Raw genomic sequence first — 21,366 nt, 5'->3', positions numbered from 1 at the left:
GACTCCTCAGAACGGGTCCGTCTGGTGCTCCAGTTCCCAGTCGGTGACGGAGCTGTTGAACTGATTCCAAAGGTACCGCTTCACGGCGAGATACGACGCGTGGAGCGGCTCACCGAGCGCCTCACGGAGCACGTCGTCGGCCTCCAGCGCATCGAGCGCGCCCGCGAGCGTCTCCGGATACCGTTCGATTCCGCGCTCGGCTCGCTCTGCGTTCGATAGTGCCGACGGGTCCGCTTCGAGCGGGGCACCTGGGTCGATCTCACGGTCGATGCCGTCTTGTCCGGCCGCGAGGAGTGCGACGAGCGCGTGGTACGGATTGGCGGTGTTGTCGATGGCCTTGAACTCGATCCGTGTCGAGCCCTCGGGGTTCGACGCCGACGCCGACGGGATTCGGACCATCGCCTCCCGGTTATCGTGACCCCAGCAGGTGAACGCCGAGGCCCACGAGTGTGGTTGCAGTCGCGTGTACGAGACGACCGAGGGCGCGGTTAGCGCCAGGATTGCCGGTCCGTGTTCGAGGATTCCACCGATGAAGTGTCGTGCTGTCCCGCTCACCCCGTACCGGCTCTCTGCGTCCGGGTCGTAGAACACGTTGTCGTCGCCGTCCCACAGCGAGATATGCAGGTGACAACCGCTTCCGGGCTTGTTTTTGAACGGTTTCGGCGAGAAGACCGCGCTCAAGCCGTGGCGTTCTGCGACCGCCTTCACGGTGAGTTTGAACAGGATGTGCTGGTCCGCAGCGGTAATCCCCGGGGAGTGCTTCACGACGAGTTCCTGCTGACCAGGGCCGTACTCGGGGTAGTACGTGGCCAACTCCATTCCCTGTGCCCGGAGGGCGTCGACCATCTCGAGGATCAGGTCGTGGGTGTTCTGCATTCCGTCGGCGGCGAAACAGCCGCTCTGGTCGAACGTCTCACGGCCCTCGTCGGTCTCTTTCGCGAGGTAGAACTCGCTCTCGAACGCGCTGACCGCTTCGTAGGGGAACTCCTCCAGAAACTCCACGAGGTTCGACCGCGGGTCGTACGCCCAGTAGTCACCGTCGAGTTCGTGGAGGTTCGCCAACATCACAGCACCACGGTCTGCGTACGGAAGCGTCGTGAACGTATCCGGGTCCGGAATCAGGCGTACCTCGCCGACGGGACCACCGACTGCTGAGTCGGGCACGGGGACCTCCGTCGCTGTGAACGCCTGCTGGACCTGTGCCAGGTTCGCCCCCTCTGTGAGCACTCCCTCAATATCGTTCGCCGGCACGACCCGTCCGCGGGTCACGCCTCCACTATCGGTGTAGAGCACGCGGACGAGAGCGATGTCGTCCGCCTCACACTGTTCGATGACCGCTTGAGTCGAAGGCATGCGGAACTTGAAACACCATCTCGCCTTAGTGTTTTCCCGCGCGCTCCCCTCCTATGAGAGTCTCATCGACTTAGACTTCGACCGGGTCGGTCACCCAGACAATGTCACCGCGTTCCAGCTCTTCGAACGCAGTCATTGTATCTCTTCGATCTCGTCGGTTCGGAGGTCTTCAAGACGCTCTTCACCGTACTGATCGTCTGCCGTCTCATGCTGTCGGTGAAGCCGGTAGGCCGACTGAAGTCGTTCTTCGTCGTCCGTGATCGCCCAGTACGGGCGCTTGTGCCGCACGAGCTCACGTTGCTTCAACCGTGAGAGAATCGCACTGACAGCGTCCGTCTCCAGCCCGAGCCGTTCGGCAATCGTCGCCGCCTTCCACGCCCGGTCGTCATTCTTGTCGAGGAACAGTACGATTCGCTCGGTATCATTCCGTTCCTCGAATTCGTCGGCGTCAGCGTCTTCGAACTCGTCGATATCGATCGTACCGCTCGACATAGACTAGTGTTGGGACTGTTGGAAGTTAGTTGTTTGGTATGTTTGTTACTCTCGACGGGAGCATTACCGTTCCCAGAAATGCGGATTAGTTATCCACGACTGAAGTCGTGGGTTCTCTCCGCGTCAGCGTATAAAAAATCGCTCGTAACCTGCTCAAGGCCCTCCACTCGGGGCAGACGTCTTCGGGTGGAGGCGTACCCTGTCAGTGTGCGCTGACGTCATGATTACTGAACCTGAACGACGAGTTCCACGCCTCTGTCGAATCGGCGGCAGAAGGAGAGTCCACTGACAAGCCCATGAATTCACTCGTGGGTTACTGACTCCGTAGAGAGAGAGAGGGGATTTCGTGTGTTTTCTGTCCACACTCAGGCGGTCTCGGCTTCGGTTTTCTCACGGGTTTCGAGCACGACTGAGCCATCGAGGTCGAGTTCGTACTCGTAGGAGTATCCACCACTCAGCCCTTCGTTTCGTTCGGTTCGGACGAGGCAAGCATCGTGAGGTCGGACAGATGTGTCTGGATGCTCTTCACCGTCGTCAGCGGCCCTGTCGCGTGAGAGCGCGCAATCTGCTCGTACCGTTGCTGGATCTCTTTCGACCGGTCGGGAAGCTCGCTCGCCCACTCCATGGAGGCGCGTGTCTCCGTCGTCTTGTGCCGGGTCGATCAAGCGCGTGTGGACCACCAGTCGTCCAGCGGGTCGAGATACCAGACCTTTTGCCACGTAACGACCTCTAGACAGTGTGTCTTTGTTTTCACTTCCGCTAGCAATCGATGGCTTGGCTTCGACACCGGTGACAGCGGAGATGCTCGTTGTCTTCGCCCTCATTCTCCTCGCTCTCGTACTCTTCGCGACCGAGCGATTTCCGATCGACGTCACCGCCATCTTGATCATGGTGCTGTTGATGGTGCTCGAACCGTGGACACAGATCTCTCCACGGGAGGGGATTTCGGGGTTCGCCAATCCCGCTACGATCACCGTCCTGGCGATGCTCATCCTGAGCACGGGAATCAATCGAACCGGCATCGTCCAGCTGATCGGCCGGAAGATGGCTGCGTTCGCGGGAACCGATCGGCGCAAGCAACTCGCCGCAACGGTCGGTGTCTCCGGGCCGATCTCGGGGTTCATCAACAATACGCCAGTCGTCGCAATTTTGGTCCCCGTCATCAACGACCTCGCCCACAACGGCAAGACCTCACCGTCGAAGCTGCTCATGCCGCTGTCGTTCGCCTCGATGCTCGGCGGGACGCTCACGCTCATCGGGACGTCGACGAACATCCTCGCAAGTGACATCGCAGCCCAACTCGGTGCGGAGTCGCCCGAGCTCGGGTTGCACGCGTTCGGGATGTTCGAGTTCACCAAACTCGGGGTGATCGTCTTCGCGGTCGGCGCGGTCTATCTGATGACGGTCGGCGTTCGACTCATTCCCGAGCGAATCCCAGCCGACGAAGACCTCGTCGAGGAGTACGCCCTCCAGGAGTACCTCGCAGACGTCGTCGTTCCGGCGAACTCGTCGTTGATCGGACAGACGGTCGGGGAGGCCCTGGGAGACGACGAACTCGACATCGACGTGTTACAGCTGATCCGATACGGCGAGCGGTTTTCCGAACCGCTCGCTCGTAAGGAGATCCGCGAGAGCGACACGCTCCGGCTCAGGACGAACCGGGAGACGCTCGAACGCATCATGGACGCGGAGGGACTCACACTGTCGGGCGGTCCGCGAACCGAGGACGACCTGCACCCGGACGAGGAGGAACCAGTCCTCGTCGAAGTCGTCATCCCGTCGGGGTCGTTCCTCGTCGGGGAGACCCTCACGAGTTCGTCGTTCCGACAGCGCTACGACGCGAACGTCCTCGCGTTTCGAACCCGCGGCGACGTCGTCAGAGACCGGTTCGAGGACATCCGTATCCGGGTCGGTGACACGCTCCTCGTGCAGGCACCGCCGGACAGTCTCACCCGCCTCGTCGAGAACGAGGACTTCATCGTCGCCCACCAGTTCGACGAGGTGGCCTACCGGAACGAGAAGATCCCCTTCGCAGTTGGCATCATCGCCGGTGTCGTCGCGCTCCCGGCACTGGACATCCTCCCGATCGTCGTCTCTGCGTTAGCAGGGGTCGTGGCGATGGTATTCACTGGGGTTCTCAAACCGACCGAACTCTACTCGTCCGTCGAGTGGAACGTGATCTTCCTGCTCGCCGGCGTCATCCCCCTCGGCATTGCGCTGCAGCAGACCGGGGCAGCAGGGCTGCTGGGCACTGCTGTCGCCTCGACGGCGACGTTCTTGCCGGCGATCGGTGTCCTGTGGGTGTTCTACGTCGCGACCGGACTGCTGACGAGCGTCATCAGCAACAACGCGAGCGTCGTGTTGATGATTCCGGTGGCTGCCAGCGCCGCCCAGTCGATCGGTGCGAACGCGTTCGCGTTCGTCCTCGCCGTGACGTTCGCCGCCTCGACGGCGTTCATGACGCCCGTCGGCTACCAGACGAACCTCTTCGTCTACGGGCCTGGTGGCTACACGTTCTCGGACTTTCTGCGGGTCGGTGGGCCGTTGCAGTTACTGCTGTCAGTCGTCACCGTCCTCGGAATTGCGTTCTTCTGGGGCGTCCGTGTTTGACCCATTCCCAAGGGATGCAGAGTAGGCTGCCCTCGAATACGAGCGACACCATCCCCCACGAGATATCGAATCCTGCCGGGTGCTCTGGCAGACGGGAGAGTGTACGACACAGCTATCGCTTCAGCGGACAGTGTCAGTGTCGCGGAACATTATGGCATCAACAACGGACCAAGCAGTGGCGGGCATCGAGCAATCGCCGACGGTGGGGCGGTGGAACTATCTGACGGTCGGCGGTCTTGCTGCACTGATTGAGGCGGCCATCTATGTGGCCGGAATCGTGTACTTCCTCGTGATTCTTGATTTTGGGGGCGTTTCCGGGCCGCTCCAACAAATCGAACTGTTCGTCGCAAATGAGACCAGTCTGTACGCGATGTACCTGCTCATATACGTGGTATTCGGCGTCATCCTGGTGGCGCTCGTCATGACAGTCCACGAGCGGCTCAAGAGCGACGCACCGATGCTGATGCGGGTAACGACCGCATTTGGGCTGATTTGGGCCGGGCTGGTTATCGCCAGCGGGATGGTCGCCAACCTCGCGACAGGCGTCGTCGTCGACCTCTACAGTACAGACCCGATACAGGCGACCACAGTCTGGCTGGCGGTCAGCCCAGTTATCGAGGGGTTGGGCGGCGGCAACGAGATGGTCGGTGGTCTCTGGACGTTGCTTGTGAGCGTCGTCGCGTTGCGGACGCGGGCGCTCCCCCGATTGGTGAACTACTTCGGCCTTGTGGTCGGGACGGCAGGCGTCCTCTCGGCTATTCCAGCGCTCGGTGAGGTCGGCGGTGGTGTCTTCGGCCTCACCCAAATCGTCTGGTTCGTTGCCCTCGGTATCCTCCTGCTACGCGCGGGTCGCCGTGAGCCGGTGTCTGTGTCGCGATGAGCCGTCCACCCCTGCGTGACGAGTGCTTCCACCGGAAGGGGTGAGAAACGACCACGGGCGGTTTGCTGACTACTCTCTGTCCCGGTCAAACGGTTACTGACGGGGATTGATCAGTTGACGAAGGCACTGCTGAAATCACAACGAAAACAGCCAGTAGTCGTATCGAATTCACTGTTCTTGGAAACCAAGAGACATATGCCGTTGCTGCCGCGAAGCGTACAGATAGACGATGGTCCCGACACAGTCCGCTGGCGGCCACACGAACCCGAAGAGAGCATCCGTCGGTCAGTCGGCCAGTCGCGGAATCACCGCCTGCCAGGAGTCCGCGTCCGACTCACGGTAGTGGAGCCACGCCGCACAGCATACCGCGGCGAGGCCCGCGGCCGTCGCGATGCCGAACGCCACCCGGTAGCCTGCCGCAGTGTAGACGCGTGCACCGGCGACAGTCTCGCCGGTCCAGTAGGTGTCGAGCGTGTACCCCATCAGCGCGGGGAAGACGGCCGCACCGAAGTACCCGATGCTGTTGACAGTGCCCGTGACGGTGCCGCTCGCACTAGCGTCGTGTCGTTCCTTGGCGACGGTGAAGTTGATAATGGTGCCGCCTTGGACGAAAAGCGCGACGAACAGCACGACGCCGATGAGCAGAAGCGGCGGGGTCACGAGGAGGAACACCAGGCCGTACGCGAGCGTAAACAGCACACAGGAGCCGAGGATGAGCTCCGTCCGCCGACCGATACGGTCCGAGACGATGCCGAGCAGCGGCGACCCGAGCAGGTAGCCGACGTTACCGGCGAAGACGAACGTCGACGCACGTTGCACGGAGACGTCATAGAGGTCCGCGATGTAGGGGACGCCCCACAGGCCGAGGACGGTGAAGTTGACACCGAAGACGAGAAACAGCATGACGCCCATCAGCCACGTCTCCCGTTCGCGGACGATCTCCTTCGTGTTGACGAGGACGGTCTGGATGTCCGTTTCTGTCTCCGGCGGCTTGACGCCGTCAAGCGGTTCGAAGCCGGCGTCGCTCGGTTGGTCGCGGACGACGAGATACGTGACGATGGCGAGGCCGAGGCCACCCACGCCGATGACACCGAGGACGGCTCGCCAGTCCGCGGCGTCGACCGCGACCGCCAGCGGTGTCGTCGCGAGCACGCCGCCGACGCCCGAGGCTGCGACGGTCCAGCCGGTCATCGAGGCGAACTCGTCCGGCCGGTACCAGCTCGCGAGAAAGCGCAGGGTCGCGGTGTAGATGACGCTCCCACCGAGCCCGAGGAGCGCACGCGAGACGAACGCGATGCCGTAGGTGGGGGCGAGCGCGAACCCGACGACCCCGAGCGTCATCACGGCCAGTCCACCCCCCGCAACGCGGCGTGGGCCGACGCGGTCGACGAGGACTCCCGCTGGGAGCTGTAGCCCTGCATAGATGTAGAAGAAGGCCGCGTGCAACAGCCCGAGTTCCGCGCCCGTGGTGTCGAACGCCCGAGTCAGATCGTCGGCTAGCACCGCGGTAGTGACGCGGTGGAAACTCACGAGGAGAAAGCCGGTCGCCAAGAGCGCCCACAGAACCCACCGCCAGCGGGTGGGTGTCGAACGAAGTGCCCTCGTCGTCACGTCTCTCGTTTCCCCTTGCATCCAGTATGAAGGTATCGCTCAACCGATGGCGTGTCGACTCCGCCGTGGTGGCTGTGGAACCGTTCCACGCCGGCATCGACTGTTCCGGGGCGTCACCAGCGAACTTCGAACCGTTCACTCGACCGGCGAGGTCGCCGAACGTCTCCGTATAAAACGCAGAGGCGTTTTCGACCGGGTCGTCGGCGACAACGGCGGGACTGTCCAAGATACCTGCCTGCGATAAGCGACACCGAACGTCGCGCCGCGCTCGACGCACCCCCACGTGTTCGGGGCGTCCTGACGACGTGCTGCATCCACCCTCTGTCTGTGTCACACCGCTCCTGACAGAACTTGGTGAGGTCTCTGCGGTCGTGCTGCATTCAGCGCGCGAATCTGGCACTGATTCCGCTATGTATTCCGATGGATGAGGCTCTGGCATTGGAAACAGGACGTATCGAGCGTCGAGCCGGTTGTAAGCGACTTCGAGTCGGACCGTGACGCGACTCCAGTGCGAAGACGGGGAGAACTCAAACGGGTCTCACCGGCAAGTCCGCACCCACACTCAGTCCACCACTGAATCATCCACCTCACGTTCGTGGACCCAGACCGTCGAAATTCGGGTCCCCTCGACGCTCGTCACCTCGATGACGTGCCCGGCGATCTCGACACGATCGCCACGTTCTGGCGCACGGTTGAGTTGTTCGAGCACCAGTCCACCGATCGTTTCGACTTCTTCACTCGCGAAGTCTCCCTCCAGTGTGTCGTTGATCTTCGACAGCGGGACGCCGCCGTCGATGTCGTACCCGCCGTCGTCACGCTGGCGAATAGAGGGTTCACGCTCGTCCACATCGAACTCGTCTCGGAGGTCTCCGACGAGCGCCTCGACCACGTCTTCAACCGTTACAATCCCCTCGAACGCCCCCCATTCGTCGATAACTGCGGCCATCTGCTGTTGATCTTCCCTGAACTGTCTCAGGAGATCGCTCAGTTCCATCGTCTCGGGGGCGATGACGATCTCGCGGGCGATGTCGCCGACTAACTCGGCGTCCCCGCCCTCCACCTCCGCTCGCAGCACGTCCTTGATATCAACGAAGCCGACCACTTGGTTGCTGTCGTCGGCATCAAGAACTGGATAGCGTGTATGACCCGCCTCGAGGATGATTGATTGGAGGTCGGAGAGCGAGGCATCAGCCGGAACGCTCACTACGTCCGGTCGTGGAACCATGACTCCCCTCACCACGGTATCGTCGAGATCGAAGACCCGCTTGACCATCGTCACTTCCGCAACGTCGATGTCTCCTTCCTCGCCGGATCGCGTCAGTACCCGAAGGAGCTCCCGCTCGCCGAGCGTCTCGTCCGTTTCGGAAGCGGGTGGCACGCCGAGCGCTCGCGTGAACGCGTTGGCGGCCCCGTTGAAGACGACGATTCCCGGATAGAGGAGGTAATAGAACATCTTCATCGGCGGGGCGAGGAACAGGGAGAGTCGCTCAGTCTGGGCGATTGCGAGCGTCTTCGGCGCGAGTTCTCCAAAGACGACGTGGAGGAACGTGATGAGACTAAAGCCGATCGCGAAGGCGACCAGATGGATGAGGTCCACGGGGAGAATCGGTGTCAGCACGGGCTCGATAAGCGACGCCACGGCTGGTTCGCCGACCCACCCCAACCCGAGCGAGGCGATGGTGATGCCGAGCTGTGTCGTCGCGAGATAGTCGTCGAGATTCACCATCACTTCTTGGAGCGTCCCCGCGCCCGGGCGCCCCTCCTCAGCGAGCTGTTCGACCGATGTCCCCCGTATCCGTACGAAGGCGAATTCTGCAGCGACAAAGAACCCGTTGAGTACCACGAGAGCCAGTGCAACGATGACCTGCGCCAGCGAGAGCGCGACGTTTACCATCGGTGAGGCTGGAAGCCCCGGCTCCTTAACTGTCCTGTGTCCATATCGCTGCATCCCGCTCCATCTACTAAAATCATTGAAAAGCCATCCCCAGAAATGTGCGACTGCGCTTCCTCCACTACAGACTCGTCTCTGAACGCTGTTCGGGAGTCATCGTCGTTCTCGACGTGCTGGGCAGTGGGCCCGTCCTGGCCGACGGACTTGGTGCAGGTGGGCTTCCGCTCCCAATCGGAACAGCGATTGCGACCACCTGTGTCGGAACGTTTCAGGCGTTTCTGGTCGGGCTCGCGGCGATTCGGTTCGCGGAGGCGATGCCTGGCCTGGGTCTAGCTGGACGGGAGACGCGCGTGTCTTCGGTCCGCTCTCTCTCATAGCATGCCGCCGATGACGACCAGTATCGCCACCGCACCTGCGATGGCCGTCGCGGCAGCGCCACTCACTTCTCGTTCGTGTTCGAGACCGTATCGCCAGATGGCCGCACTCCAGAGACTGCTCACGGCTGTCGAGACGGTCCCGATCCACTCATTCGCTCTGAGCTGCTGTTCCAGACCGGCGAACGCGCTGGAGGGAGTCTGTGCGGCTGAGAGCGTCACCGGCTCGAGAACGACCGACATGGCTACCATCGAGACTGGAATCACGAACAGCATCGGAGCCAGTCCCCACACGGTCACCGCGAACGATGCCGCCACACCGTTCGTCCCTTCTGCGAGCCACGACCCCGCGTGTATCACCGCGGTGAGGCCAATAACGAGTATCAGCATCCCGCCGAGCATCGGTCCGGCGAGTTCGCCGATGGCGTCCCAGATGATCGAGTCGATATCCCGTTCGACCTGTTGAGGCGCGTCACAGTCGCTCTCGTTGAACGGCATCGAGTCCATCTCGCTATCACAGAACATTTCGGGCGGCCGCTCGGGGTTGTCCACCATCACCGTCCCATCGATATGGGTGACGAGGAGGTAGCCGACGCCGTACACCGCTGCGAGTCCGGCGAACACCACGAGGGCGAATACGAGGATGATCCGACCGAAGTGGCGACGTCGTTCAGCGAAGAATCTACCGGGGTGGAGGAGGGGCGTACGCGGGGCCATATATGGATGCATCCGCGTGAACGGAAAAAGAATTCCGACAGCGACTGTCTGGCTGTTTCGTGCCCCCAGTCGTCTCTGTTCGACTCGTTGAGCGCCTCAGGAGTACCGCTGTGTCGACGTCGGCAGTGACCACGTGAGGCTGTTGACTGGAGGTCCCCTTCTCTGTCTTCGATCTCGGGAGTCGATGTGGTGTGTGGCCACTCGGGAGGACATCACACCCGCTGGGTTCGTACCAAAAAATACAGCACGGAGCATGAATACAACTACATCAATCTATCGCCGACCTGAGCGCCTCCGTTACTCAACGTAACAGCTGATAGTCCTGTACAACAGAGTTCAGAGTGCGATGGTTCCCACTGACGACCCGCCCTCCACCGGTGACCACACGCGTCGGGAGGTGCTCCGCGGGGGTGCGGGGCTGCTCGCGACCGGGGTCGCCACGCTCACAGCTGGTTGCACCGGTTCGTTGCCCCCGCTGGGCTCACCCCAGCAGTTCGGCCGTGTCGACGTTCCGCCCGCCGACCCACCCGAGTATCGACGGTGGCTTCCCGCGCCCTCAGCTGTCGGTGCCGGCGAGCGACCGCACTACCCGTTCCTCTTTCGGCGACCGGGGACACTCGACTATCCCGCACCCGTACGCTTTACCACTCCCAGAAAGCGACTCCTCACCGAACTCGACTACTTCGGTGTCGGATACGCGAACTACGACCGCCTGCTCCGCACCGAACTCGGGACGGTCCTTGTCGGGGGATTTGATTCGGCCACTGTCACGGACAGCCTCACTTCGAGCGGGTACAACACTGACGGCCGGTACCAGGGACACGAGCGATTCGTTCGGTCGGATGTCCGACGCCAGGCAATCGTGACCGACGATGCCATCGTCTGGTCCAGTCGACGTGTACACGAGCGTCCGAACATCGAAGCTCTCGTCGATGCACGCGAGGGTCGCGTCCCGCGATACCACGAAGAGAACGAGGCCTATCGGCGATTGAGCGACGTCATCGGCGAGAGCAGGATGGTCGAGTTCGTTCCTCCGGACGGCGAACGTCGATGGACGAAACTCGAAGGATTTCGATTCGACGGTGACGTCGCCTACCATCTCATGACGTTTCTATACCCCGAGGGGATGGCCGTTCCCGAGGACGAACTCCGCGAGCGAAGCATCGACCGAACGGTCCTCACTCGAGAAGTGGACAACGCCGACCTCCGCATCGACGGACAAGTAGCTGTCTTCGAGGGTCGCATTCCTCCGGGAGAGGGAATCCCGCCGGCAGAGATCCATCCACCGTATCCACCTCAGATCACGTGGGGCTTCACTCGCGATGACACCGAGGAAACCATCACCATCACACACCACGCGGGTGCATCGGTCCCCACTGACGACCTCCACCTCGGGTTCGAAGCGGACGTCGCCGACGAACTGTGGTCCATCCCGGAGACGCGGCCGCTTCCGACCGTCCTTGCCGAACTCGGACCGGGTGATTCAGCGACGATCGATCAGCGGGACATCCCCGACGTCTCGGTTATCCATCCAGACGACATCGACTGGGACGCCGAGGACCAGTACGCCGCCAGCGAGCCGCGTCCAGCGACGCGGATGGAGCTCCGCTATGCACCAGCCAATGGCTACCGTCCCGTCTTTGCGATCGAACTGGAGGGGGAGGCGTGACAGTCGCGTGTCGTCTCGATCGTCTCTCGGCAGTAGCGCCTCGAGACGCGCCTTCGACAACTGTTCGTCAGCCGCACTCACACACCGTCGATTTATTCCCTCTACGAATGACTGACGATTCTGTGGTGGACGACGTCGATCTCTCGGACATCGTCGGCCTGCTCGACGACGAGCACGTCCGAGTCATTCTCGCCGAGACGAGCGCCGAGCCTCTCTCGGCCGGGGCGCTCAGCGACCGCTGTGGCGTCTCGACATCGGCCATCTACCGGCGAGTCGATCGACTCGTCGAGGCCGAGCTGCTTGACGAACAGACGCGGCTACGCAGAGATGGGCACCACGATACGGTGTACGTCGCCTCGCTGGACCGATTTGAACTCGTCATCCGTGACGGTGAACTGAGATGGACCGTTGAACGGTCCGAGACGGATATCGCGGACGAACTGACTCGGTTGTGGGGGAAGTTCTGAGATGGTGCTTGACGGACTTCTCGACGGGTCGCTGCTAAACACGCTCGCCGGGGCGGCGGCCACAGGGTCGGCACTTGTCGGACTGTATATTGGCTACCAGGCGTACCGTGGCCTCCGTCGTAACGACGAACCGGCCATGCGCTATCTCTCGGTCGGGATGATCATCCTGTTCGGCGTCACGTACCTGCTTGCCGTCCTTGGCCAGGGACTGATCGCGTTCCACATTGTCACCCTGTCTTTCCAAGACGTCTTTCGATTCCTCGTCCGCGTCCTCCAACTCGTGGGACTGTCGCTTATAGGGTACTCGCTCCATATCGCGACCAAGACTGAGATGTCCGGCGGATGAATCCAATCCCCGATTTGACTCACTGTCTCATGAGGCTGTTTCGCCTCCACGGTCCCTTACGCCCACACGCCGATGCTCATGGGAGACATCGACGTGTTGACGAGGTCCGGCCCCGACCGAAGGCCCGTGGCACGGGTGTGCTTCTATCGGTCAGGGCAAACTCTCAGTTCTCGTGCCAGTGGATTGAAACCACCGAATCCGGTGATACGCATGCTATTCCAAGCTATTTGATACGCATGCTGTTCGGGCTTGCCCACGTGCGCTATCCTGACGCCGTCAGTATAGGATCCGCTCCTGGCGACACTTCAAGCGTACGGAGGTACTCAACTGCCTCTGCAATACGGTTGTCATTTCCAACATCTGTCCGCAGTCAGGACACTCCTCATCGACGATACTGACCTGTGCATCGCACTCGGGGCAGAACTCTCGATAGCAGGCTCGATCTCCCATACCCGCCAATGGAAGGCTACCGTGTAAACTGTGTCCTCCTGACGCCGGGGCTCAGTATCCTCGTAGACAATCTCCTCGGCCACTCTCACCAGATTCTAGCGCGATGCGGACCTGCGGACGAATACCCCTCATGCACCGAACATGTTCGAGACTAGCATTAACATCGTTCCATGGCTGTCATCTGTATGGAACGCACACTGAGGGAAACTGTCGGGATTACATCTCTAACTGCGAACCAACCGGTTCGCTATCCGCCCATACACAGGCGATTGGCCGAAACAGCTGATTCTCACGAGACAACTGCTCGACTGCGGGAGGACCAGTCATGAAGTTCCGACATACTCGTCGACGCGCTGTCAAATGTGTCGGGGCAGTGCTTCTTGGGGTTACGCTTGCCGGTTGCTCAGGGGATGGTGGAAACGGCGGGTCCGATGGCGACAGTGGGAACGGTAGTGGCACGACGACCGTTGAGATGACGGATGAACTCGTCTACGACCCGGAGCAGGTCACCGTCGGCGAAGGTGACACGGTAGTCTGGGAAACCGTCGGTGCAGTCGGCCACTCAGTGACCGCGTACGAGGATGGAATCCCCGAGGGGGCTGAATACTTCGCTTCAGGCGAATTCGATACGGAACAGGCTGCGAGAGACGCTTATGTCCCAGGAGACACCGACGCTGGCGACGTTCCCAGTGGAGAATCGTACGAACATACGTTCGATACCGCCGGTACTTACGAGTACTTCTGTATTCCACACGAGAGCTCGGAGATGGTTGGTACCGTGGTGGTTGAATAGTCGTGCCTCTCAACTACTAAGCCAAGACCGAGAGACCGAGGATGATTCGGCCCAGTGGAAGGTAAAGGTAGATCCGTTCGGTCGCTTCAAGAAACCGACGTGATGTGAGAGCATTATGACTGCGTTTGTGGCCCTCTCTGTCACCAAGACGGATGCGACAGGGACGGTTCGGAACGTCGTTCGACCCGCCGAGCCGTTCCAACCCTCGCGCGTGTGTGACTTCCCGGAGCCGACGTCCCGCATGTCTAGTTATCGTTCGACCAGCAGGTACTGAAGTCATGACCGACACCTGTACCCTGTGTGGGTTGCCAATCACAAACCATCCAGTCGTGGATCCGGAGGTCACGGGGGAATTTTGTTGTCGTGGCTGTCTGGAAGTCTCGCGAACGATCTGCGACGTTGAAGACGTCTCGACGGCCGAGATTCGGGAACGGACCCAGTCCAGTCCATCTGAGGAGTCAGCAACCGATCACGCTGTCGAGACAGCGGAAGCGTTTCTCGAAGTCGATGGAATGCACTGTACGACCTGCGAGTCATTCATCGCACTTCGTGGTGAGGCGTGCGAGGGCATTCGTTCGGTCGAGGCTAGCTACACGACGGATACCGCTCGCGTCCGGTATGATGCAGAGACGGTTGACCCGACCGATCTGCCTACCCTCCTGAGCGGCTACGGGTACACCGCCCGGATTCGGCATGGTACGACGACTGATCGAACTACACACGACGAGGAGACGCTTCAGCGACTGCTACTCGGTGGGTTCCTCGCGCTACTCATCATGCCGTGGTACGTTTTCTTCCTCTACCCGAGCTACGTCGGCCTCGACACCGGCGTCATCACAGTCGACATGACGACACCCGTCGGTCTCTACCTCCCCATGACGGTCGTTGGACTGTTAGCTGGGGTCGTCGTATTCTACACCGGGTGGCCGATCCTCCGTGGTGCATACGTAAGCGTCAGGACAGGACAACCGAATATGCACCTACTTCTGACAGTCGCGATAGTATCAGCTTTCGCTTACAGTACCGTCGCACTTGTGAACGGTAGCATCCACCTCTACTACGACGTCTCGGTTGCGATCGTCCTCGTCGTCACAGGAGGCAACTACTACGAGCGTCGACTGAAGCGTCAGGCCACAGGACTCCTGTCCTCCCTGACGTCGATGCGGGTAACGGAGGCGACTCGCCGCTGTGAGGACGGGTCGACAGAGACAGTCGACGTGACCGAACTCGAACCACGAGACGAAGTCGTTGTCCGTCCGGGTGAGCGCGTCCCGATTGACGGGATGGTCGTCGAAGGTACCGCCGCCGTTGACGAGGCGGTGTTGACAGGTGAATCGCTTCCAAAGACGAAACGGCAGGGAGACGATGTCGTTGGTGGAAGCGTCGTATCAGACAGTGCACTCGTCATTGCTGTTGACGCCGACGCCGAGAGCACTCTCGACCGGATCACATCACTCCTATGGGCCGTACAGAGTGAGCGACCGGCCGTTCAGCGGTTCGCCGACCGACTCGCCAGCGTGTTCGTCCCACTCGTTCTCGTCGTGGGAGTGAGTATCACTCTCTGGCGACTGAGTACCGGGGACTCGGCCTCCGCTGCGTTGCTCGCGGGGCTCACGGTCTTGGTTGCCGCTTGTCCTTGCGCCATGGGACTGGCGACTCCGCTCGCCATCGCTAGCGGACTTCGTGATGCGCTACAGCGTGGAATCGTCGTCACCAACAGCTCGCTGTTCGAGACGGCACCTGCGGTCGATACAGTGGTCTTCGACAAAACGGGCACGCTCACGACGGGCGAGATGACGGTCCAATCCGTCACCGGAGACCCAGAGGCGCTGGAGGTGGCCGCGGCCGTCGAACGACACTCGTCTCATCCTGTTGCATCCGCAATCATCGAATATGCGACTGTGGTGATTGACGGAGGGGCGAGAGGGAACGGACAGACATCACACGTCGGCTCTTCAAAGTCTGCTGCGACGGTGACCGAGTTCGAACGACACCCCGGCGACGGTGTCAGCGCCCGCGTCGACGGTGAGCGCGTCGTCGTCGGGACACCGGAACTTGTCGGGCGACGCGCCGGGTCGCTCTCGGAAGATCTTCAGACCGCGGTCGGGGAGGCTCGCTCGACTGGCCATCTACCGGTCGTGGTTGGACGCGGCGGCCAGGCTGTCGCCGTCGCCGTCGTCGGTGACAGAGAGCGCGACGACTGGCAAGCGGTGTTCGAGACGTTCGACGACAAACGAATCGTGGTCCTCACGGGGGACGACGAGGCTGCAACAACGCGTTTTCGCGACCATCCTGCCGTCGATCAGGTCTTTGCCGAGGTCCCTCCAGACGGGAAGGCCGCGACCGTTCGCGAACTGCGAACCACCGGAACAACGGCGATGATCGGAGACGGAACGAACGACGCACCGGCGCTCGGAGTCGCCGATGTCGGTATCGCGATTGCGGGGACAGCCCACGCTGCTGATGCAGCCGATGTCGTCATGGTCGGAGGGACCCTGGGTGACGTTCCAGCGGTGTTCGACCTCGCGTCGGCGACGCGGAGACGGATACGAGAGAACGTTGCCTGGGCCCTGTGTTACAATGGGATCGTGCTTCCGCTGGCGGCTTTCGGCGTCCTCAATCCACTCCTGGCGGCACTCGCGATGGCGGCAAGCAGCGTGCTCGTGGTAACCAACTCCCGGCGACCACTTCTCCGATAGGAACTGCTGTACGTCAGTTTTTGACCGGTCGTCACCCGTCACGTCATAACGGACATATCGGCAATGACTTCTGATGAGTCGCCGGGAATCAGGTCCACGCGACGGATGTACCGACGGATTGTGTCGCCGTTCTCGTCGCGGAGTTCGACTGTAAACTGTCGGTCTCCGTTTATCGTCTCGATGTCGTTGACGTTCACGTCGAAGTCGAACGGAGGCTCCTCGATTTCCTCCAGCGTCTTACCGCTGGTGGAGACGACGACGCTATCGATGCCTCGGGAATCAGAGAGGTGACAGTGAATTACGTCACCCGACTGCGTACACTGGAGCTGTGGGTTGATATTGGTGCTTTCCCCGTCCCCAGCAGGCACTTGGAACTCGAAGGTCATCACACCGAGGGGGAGGCTCCCGAGAACAAGTACCAGTAACAAGAACACTGTGATATTGGCTTTCGATCCGTGTCGAGCGAGCACGTTCCGTACGCCACCCTTTCCGGAGCGACGGAACCGGATAATCGTCGGGACCACGACCAGGTGCGTGAAGGGACCCCAGAACAACAGCGCAAAGCCGTACGCCATAACATAGTAGAGGAATCCCCAGTCCGAGCGGTACGAGAGCACGAGATTCGCGCCGGTCCAGCAGAAGAACCCCAAGAAGACGAGCGCTGCAGTCTTGAGCAACCTCCAGATCATCGTGTTCGCGTAGTACACGCTCAAGAGGTCGTTCCACGCACTTCGGAGCACCTTCCTCGTCCATGCGACGGGAGAGCCGGGATGCGTCGGTGTACTCGGTGAGTCGGCCATGTGTTTCGTGTTAGATCACGTGTTCGGGGACGATTCCGGTTGAGGGGCGTTGTGGATCGACGATGAATACAGTCTACACACCGACCGACCAGAGCTCCGTAAGCACGTACCAGTTGATCACGTACGACCCGATGAAGACGGCCATAAAGACGAGACAGATGAGGAACGTCCCCCGCATTTCGTATGCGTGCACCGGCTTGTCGTCGGTGGCTGCCCCTCCGTCTGGAACGAGATCAGCGTTGTCCTCTGGCCCGGTGACCCGGTCACCGATCAGGAGCGAAGCGACGGCGACTACGACGAAAATCGTTCCCGCCGTGATAGCAAGAATAGCGAACACGCCGAAGATTGCGAACAGTGGGGAGGCCGCCTGCAAGCTGAATTCGGTCCCAGGGATGTTCCGGACAATCTCGGCAGTCCGCCGCGGGACGCCGTACAGGATACCGACATACATCATCATGATCACTACGATGCCCATCGCGCCGGCATAGAAGAACGGCTGGAGACTCGCCATCCGGCCGAACGAAAGTCGGCGCTGGAACATCGTCCGAACGACGAAGAACACCAATCCCATGAAGGCGAGTGTCGTCCCGACTGCGACAGTCCCGTGGAAGTGTCCCACGGTTGCGAACGTGTTGTGCCAGGTCATGTTGACCTGCATCTGTCCCATCACGACGCCTGTAATTCCGCCGAGGAAGCCGAAGAGGATGATACTGAAGATGGTCGCGGAGAACACCGGATTCGCCCACGGTGCATTGGTGAGCCACCCAAACGTCCCTCCACCCTTCCCGCGTTTGCGACGTCCGGCCTCGAGACCCGCAGGGATAGCGAAGGCGTGGATCATACTCGCGAACGCCGCACCATAAAAGGCGTACGACGTGTTGAAGATTCGCCAGCCGACGGAGACGGCTGGGTCCGACATCAGGTGATGAGCGGCGCCTAAGTTGATGAAGAAGAGATAGAGGATGAACGCCGTTCGCGAGACTTTTTCGCTTATCACCTCCGCGCCGCCGACGACGTGGGTGAGGAAGTACCAGACAGTGACCATCGCAGCGAGGTTGATCTGTTGCGTGCCGTGACCGATCGTCCAGTACATCTGGCGATACCAGGCGGCGTCCATCCACTGGATGAGGTCGATCCGCCAGAGGAAGGTGACCACGAACGTAATCAGTCCTCCGACAAGCGCTTCAACGGCAATAATTGAAGTCACGAACGCTCCGAACGCAACGAGCGGCAACGATCTGTTCGGGTACTCACGTCGCTCACGCCACAGCGTCAGAAAGAACGGAAGCGCTGCGACGACGGCCCCGACGATGAAGAGGATGACGCCAGCGTAGAACGCCGGCGGTGACTGGAGGGGTGCGTATGCGGTCAGGAGCGGTGCGGTGTCGGGCGGGCTGGTGAGGAATATGGAGACGTTGATGACGAGCGCACCGAGCACCATCGAAACATACCCTGTCTGTGCCACACGCGTGATGGGAAGTCGCCGTCCCAAGACCATCGGGCCGCCCACATAGAGGATGGCGATCTCCATGAACACCATCCAGAAAATGAGGAGATTCCAGGCGTGCAACGAAAGGTGGATGTAGAAATCGGATGGCTGGAGGAGACCGACCACCTCCCAACGGGTCATCGCGACGGTGAACGCGAAGATACCGCCGACGAGGAGCGCCACCACGGCGGTCAATCCGAACAGTTTCACGTAGTTCTCCGCGCTCCGGTGGATTTTCAGCCCGGTCACAGAACACGTCCGGAAGCCTTCCGTGTCGTAGTCATTGTCGAAGAGGCCGAGCACGTCGAGATTCATCGCTCGTCCACCACCTCGATGGTTCCGTGCATCGTACGGTGGCCGTTTCCACAGTATTCGTTACAGATAACGTGGTACACGCCTGGTTCGTCGAACGTCATCGGCAGAATCCATTCGTAGCCGGGGAGCACCTGGAAGTTCATCTGTTTGCTGAGTGCGTGCTCCGGGCGGATCGAGAACCCGTGCTGGACGTCGTACGAACTGAGATGGAAGTCGTATTCGGTCCCGGCTTCGAGAACGACTGGCGTCCCGTCCCAGCTGAAACGGAACGCAGCGATAAAGACATCCGTGTCCGGCGGGACGAGTGCGTCCCCCCGTTCGCTCGCGGCCTCTTTGTATGACTGCATTTTCTCCTGATACTCCCTGGCGCTGACCTGGTACGTTACGCCGATCGGATTCTGTTCACCAATGCGAGTGAACGCACTCATCCATGCGAAAATGATGAGGGACCAGATCCCACTCAGCCCCAGCCATATCGACTCACGACGATTGATATTTCGATCCCACCACCCGTCTTCGGGGATCTCAAGCGGTGACGACATCGAATCACCCCGCTGGCACCGAGAATATATCTAGCAAGCCCCATGCGATGTACGTGAGCGCCCAAAAAAGAAGTGCGGCCGCAGCTAACAGCCAAACTCGGTCATAAAGGCGCTGAAAGAGTGGTACATCCTCTTGACTGGTTGACGACATAGTGAGACAATCCGTGTGGATTAATGATAAAGATTTGAGCGAACATGTACGGGCGAAACGGAGTTGGTACTATCGCACAAAGGATCGATCATAGAGTCGAACTGACATCTGGAAACAGAAGCTCATTATTGGGACCGGAACCAGCAGAAATTGCCCCTCTCCTGCGACCTGGTCTGCGGTTCGAACGGGGGAACTACGAATCCGTCCGCAGATCAGAGCAGAGTGAATATGTTCGGCTTTAGCTTATTGATTTTTCCGAACCACGGGTCTAATGATGTTCGAGCCAGACGACACCGCACCGATGTTCGCCGCGACGCGCGGAACGAGCGAGCACGAACCGTTTTCGCTCGAAGAACACTTGGGGGACGGTCCAGTCGTACTTGCGTTCTTCCCGGGAGCGTTTACGCCTCCGTGTACGAACGAGATGGTCGCCCTCCAAGAGCATCTCACTGCGTTCCAAGATGCAGGTGCAACTGTTTTTGGGGTGAGTGCTGACTCGCCATTCTCCCAAGGTGCGTTCCGCGACGAACATGGCATCGAGTTCGATTTGATTAGTGACATGGCCGGGGATGCAATCCGAGCCTACGACCTCGAAATCGACATCGAAGACCTCGGATTACATGGAATCGCAAATCGAGCTGTGTTCGTTATCAGTGAGAACGGGACGATATCGTATTCCTGGGTGGCCGATGATCCGACAAACGAACCTGATTACGACCAACTTCTCGAAGCTGTTCGAACTGCTTAGCGTTGCAGGCATCCATTGGGCCGTGCTCTGTACAATAGTGAAACCAGAGCGAAGACTGTATTCGTGAGAATATACAGCCGGTAGCTTCGCATGCAATGGAAGTCAGTTGATCTCATCGACGAGGGGATTCACCCTCGGAGAATTCGATACGTGCGTGGCTAATCTCCTCTCTTGGGGGAACATGTTCGCGGCAACGCTTTTTATCTGTCTCGCCCCAGCTTGACCTGATGAGTTTAGGCCTACCTAAAACAAGGCGTAGTACAGTTCTGTACGAATTCGCCCATATCGATTCTCTCGAGGTGAGGACAATTGATTCGTAATCACGCCCGGCATCTTCACGATACGATTGATAACCGGTCGTTGCCGATGCGGGGTGCTATAACTGTCGTCGCGCTCCTCTCACTCCCACTTGTCGGAACCGCTGTTCGAACCCTGAGGAGCATGCGTGGTCTCGGTCGGCTTGTCCTCCCCTTGTTGGTGCTCGCACACGTTCCGGCTGTGATCGCGCTCATCGCCGGCTGGTCGATTGGGTGTAACATCTGCCGAACGGAGGAAACAGGATGACCGCGACTGATTTCGATACGGAACGCGAGTACGACGGGGAGCGATTCTCTGCGATCGAGGTGTTTCGTACCGACCGGATGAAGGTCGTCTGCGGATACTTCGAACCTGGGCAATTCATTCCCGTTCATGCACCATCGAGCGATGTGGCGATTCACGTTCAGACTGGAACGGGTATCGTCCGCGATGGGACTGAAGAACACCATGTGGAACCAGGAGACGTCGTGGTCGTCGAGGCAGATACTGACCGCGGTGTCAGAGCCGATGACGATTCAGAACTGGAAGTACTACTCATCACTGCGCCACCGCCAACTGATGCCGAACACGAACCGGTTCGAGCTGGACTTCAGCGCGGCCAGTTCGATCCACAGCCACGAAATACATGACCCCAATCCGTACACTGGCCGA

The 21,366-nt window shown here is 60.3% G+C and carries 18 protein-coding genes and 1 pseudogene; 10 read left to right on the top strand and 9 right to left on the bottom strand.

The annotated features are described in order from the left end of the window. Positions 1–6 precede the first annotated feature (6 nt). The gene (gene glnA2, locus C2R22_RS13385; RefSeq protein ID WP_103426196.1) at positions 7–1,353 is read right to left on the bottom strand and encodes a gamma-glutamylputrescine synthetase; all 1,347 of its coding nucleotides are present in this window, start codon (positions 1,351–1,353) and stop codon (positions 7–9) included. Between the two features lie 132 nt (positions 1,354–1,485). After that, a complete protein-coding gene (locus C2R22_RS13380; RefSeq protein ID WP_103426195.1) occupies positions 1,486–1,845 on the bottom strand; it encodes a MarR family transcriptional regulator in 360 nt (119 codons plus the stop codon). Between the two features lie 137 nt (positions 1,846–1,982). Between C2R22_RS13380 and C2R22_RS26385 the strand changes: the two are divergent. Continuing rightward, positions 1,983–2,165 (top strand): annotated as a pseudogene (locus C2R22_RS26385) (transposase); the annotation flags it as partial. Between the two features lie 134 nt (positions 2,166–2,299). Here the strand turns inward: C2R22_RS26385 and C2R22_RS25090 are convergent. Next, positions 2,300–2,470, bottom strand: coding sequence for a hypothetical protein (locus tag C2R22_RS25090; RefSeq protein ID WP_162562482.1), 171 nt, complete (start codon positions 2,468–2,470; stop codon positions 2,300–2,302). 176 nt (positions 2,471–2,646) lie between these two features. Here C2R22_RS25090 and C2R22_RS13370 point away from each other — a divergent pair, with 176 nt between their 5' ends. After that, positions 2,647–4,455 (top strand): SLC13 family permease, encoded by a 1,809-nt coding sequence (locus C2R22_RS13370; RefSeq protein ID WP_103426194.1) that lies wholly within the window; start codon positions 2,647–2,649, stop codon positions 4,453–4,455. 151 nt (positions 4,456–4,606) lie between these two features. Beyond that, the gene (locus tag C2R22_RS13365; protein ID WP_245902766.1) at positions 4,607–5,335 is read left to right on the top strand and encodes a hypothetical protein; all 729 of its coding nucleotides are present in this window, start codon (positions 4,607–4,609) and stop codon (positions 5,333–5,335) included. A 285-nt stretch (positions 5,336–5,620) separates the two neighbouring features. Here C2R22_RS13365 and C2R22_RS13360 read toward each other — a convergent pair whose 3' ends face one another. From C2R22_RS13360 to C2R22_RS13350, 3 genes are all read right to left on the bottom strand, one after another. Next, positions 5,621–6,946 carry an MFS transporter gene (locus C2R22_RS13360; RefSeq protein WP_103426193.1) on the bottom strand — a complete coding sequence of 442 codons (1,326 nt, stop codon included), beginning with the start codon at positions 6,944–6,946 and terminating at the stop codon, positions 5,621–5,623. A gap of 562 nt (positions 6,947–7,508) precedes the next feature. Continuing rightward, on the bottom strand, positions 7,509–8,840 hold the full coding sequence (locus C2R22_RS13355) for a hemolysin family protein (protein WP_103426192.1): 1,332 nt from the start codon (positions 8,838–8,840) through the stop codon (positions 7,509–7,511). A gap of 368 nt (positions 8,841–9,208) precedes the next feature. After that, complete coding sequence (locus tag C2R22_RS13350; protein ID WP_162562481.1) at positions 9,209–9,928, bottom strand: YIP1 family protein; 720 nt, start codon at positions 9,926–9,928, stop codon at positions 9,209–9,211. A gap of 346 nt (positions 9,929–10,274) precedes the next feature. On the opposite strand from C2R22_RS13350, the gene C2R22_RS13345 reads away from it, so the two are divergent. From C2R22_RS13345 to C2R22_RS13325, 5 genes are all read left to right on the top strand, one after another. Beyond that, positions 10,275–11,597 carry a hypothetical protein gene (locus tag C2R22_RS13345; protein WP_103426190.1) on the top strand — a complete coding sequence of 441 codons (1,323 nt, stop codon included), beginning with the start codon at positions 10,275–10,277 and terminating at the stop codon, positions 11,595–11,597. A gap of 107 nt (positions 11,598–11,704) precedes the next feature. Then, the gene (locus C2R22_RS13340; protein WP_103426189.1) at positions 11,705–12,064 is read left to right on the top strand and encodes a winged helix-turn-helix domain-containing protein; all 360 of its coding nucleotides are present in this window, start codon (positions 11,705–11,707) and stop codon (positions 12,062–12,064) included. Position 12,065: 1 nt separating this feature from the next. Then, the gene (locus tag C2R22_RS13335; RefSeq protein WP_103426188.1) at positions 12,066–12,410 is read left to right on the top strand and encodes a DUF7521 family protein; all 345 of its coding nucleotides are present in this window, start codon (positions 12,066–12,068) and stop codon (positions 12,408–12,410) included. A 775-nt stretch (positions 12,411–13,185) separates the two neighbouring features. Continuing rightward, positions 13,186–13,653, top strand: coding sequence for a plastocyanin/azurin family copper-binding protein (locus C2R22_RS13330; protein ID WP_103426187.1), 468 nt, complete (start codon positions 13,186–13,188; stop codon positions 13,651–13,653). A gap of 278 nt (positions 13,654–13,931) precedes the next feature. Further along, the gene (locus tag C2R22_RS13325) at positions 13,932–16,352 is read left to right on the top strand and encodes a heavy metal translocating P-type ATPase (RefSeq protein WP_103426186.1); all 2,421 of its coding nucleotides are present in this window, start codon (positions 13,932–13,934) and stop codon (positions 16,350–16,352) included. Positions 16,353–16,390: 38 nt separating this feature from the next. On the opposite strand, the gene C2R22_RS13320 is transcribed toward C2R22_RS13325, so the two are convergent. The 3 genes from C2R22_RS13320 to C2R22_RS13310 form a co-directional block, all read right to left on the bottom strand. Beyond that, the gene (locus C2R22_RS13320) at positions 16,391–17,092 is read right to left on the bottom strand and encodes a hypothetical protein (RefSeq protein WP_216824734.1); all 702 of its coding nucleotides are present in this window, start codon (positions 17,090–17,092) and stop codon (positions 16,391–16,393) included. Between the two features lie 133 nt (positions 17,093–17,225). After that, positions 17,226–18,956, bottom strand: coding sequence for a cytochrome c oxidase subunit I (locus tag C2R22_RS13315; RefSeq protein ID WP_103426184.1), 1,731 nt, complete (start codon positions 18,954–18,956; stop codon positions 17,226–17,228). After that, entirely contained in the window at positions 18,953–19,498 is a 546-nt protein-coding gene (locus tag C2R22_RS13310) for a cupredoxin domain-containing protein (protein WP_103426183.1), read from the bottom strand. Before C2R22_RS13310 ends, C2R22_RS13315 begins: the two co-directional genes overlap by 4 nt. A gap of 425 nt (positions 19,499–19,923) precedes the next feature. Between C2R22_RS13310 and C2R22_RS13305 the strand changes: the two genes are divergently transcribed. After that, positions 19,924–20,397, top strand: a complete 474-nt coding sequence (locus C2R22_RS13305) for a redoxin domain-containing protein (RefSeq protein ID WP_103427679.1) — start codon at positions 19,924–19,926, stop codon at positions 20,395–20,397. Positions 20,398–20,957: 560 nt separating this feature from the next. After that, positions 20,958–21,344 carry a cupin domain-containing protein gene (locus tag C2R22_RS13295; RefSeq protein ID WP_103426182.1) on the top strand — a complete coding sequence of 129 codons (387 nt, stop codon included), beginning with the start codon at positions 20,958–20,960 and terminating at the stop codon, positions 21,342–21,344. Positions 21,345–21,366 lie beyond the last annotated feature (22 nt).

Source organism: Salinigranum rubrum (assembly GCF_002906575.1).
In the GTDB taxonomy this organism is placed as follows: Archaea; Halobacteriota; Halobacteria; order Halobacteriales; family Haloferacaceae; genus Salinigranum; species Salinigranum rubrum.
Note: the sequence above shows the minus strand (reverse complement) of the source record. Positions and strands in the feature narration are given on the sequence as shown.

Coding starts and splice junctions, on each gene's coding strand:
- glnA2 (WP_103426196.1), bottom strand. CDS start 1,353: ATGCCTTCGACTCAAGCGGTCATCGAACAGTGTGAGGCGGACGACATC.
- C2R22_RS13380 (WP_103426195.1), bottom strand. CDS start 1,845: ATGTCGAGCGGTACGATCGATATCGACGAGTTCGAAGACGCTGACGCC.
- C2R22_RS25090 (WP_162562482.1), bottom strand. CDS start 2,470: ATGGAGTGGGCGAGCGAGCTTCCCGACCGGTCGAAAGAGATCCAGCAA.
- C2R22_RS13370 (WP_103426194.1), top strand. CDS start 2,647: ATGCTCGTTGTCTTCGCCCTCATTCTCCTCGCTCTCGTACTCTTCGCG.
- C2R22_RS13365 (WP_245902766.1), top strand. CDS start 4,607: ATGGCATCAACAACGGACCAAGCAGTGGCGGGCATCGAGCAATCGCCG.
- C2R22_RS13355 (WP_103426192.1), bottom strand. CDS start 8,840: ATGGTAAACGTCGCGCTCTCGCTGGCGCAGGTCATCGTTGCACTGGCT.
- C2R22_RS13350 (WP_162562481.1), bottom strand. CDS start 9,928: ATGGCCCCGCGTACGCCCCTCCTCCACCCCGGTAGATTCTTCGCTGAA.
- C2R22_RS13345 (WP_103426190.1), top strand. CDS start 10,275: ATGGTTCCCACTGACGACCCGCCCTCCACCGGTGACCACACGCGTCGG.
- C2R22_RS13340 (WP_103426189.1), top strand. CDS start 11,705: ATGACTGACGATTCTGTGGTGGACGACGTCGATCTCTCGGACATCGTC.
- C2R22_RS13335 (WP_103426188.1), top strand. CDS start 12,066: ATGGTGCTTGACGGACTTCTCGACGGGTCGCTGCTAAACACGCTCGCC.
- C2R22_RS13330 (WP_103426187.1), top strand. CDS start 13,186: ATGAAGTTCCGACATACTCGTCGACGCGCTGTCAAATGTGTCGGGGCA.
- C2R22_RS13325 (WP_103426186.1), top strand. CDS start 13,932: ATGACCGACACCTGTACCCTGTGTGGGTTGCCAATCACAAACCATCCA.
- C2R22_RS13315 (WP_103426184.1), bottom strand. CDS start 18,956: ATGAATCTCGACGTGCTCGGCCTCTTCGACAATGACTACGACACGGAA.
- C2R22_RS13310 (WP_103426183.1), bottom strand. CDS start 19,498: ATGTCGTCACCGCTTGAGATCCCCGAAGACGGGTGGTGGGATCGAAAT.
- C2R22_RS13305 (WP_103427679.1), top strand. CDS start 19,924: ATGTTCGAGCCAGACGACACCGCACCGATGTTCGCCGCGACGCGCGGA.
- C2R22_RS13295 (WP_103426182.1), top strand. CDS start 20,958: ATGACCGCGACTGATTTCGATACGGAACGCGAGTACGACGGGGAGCGA.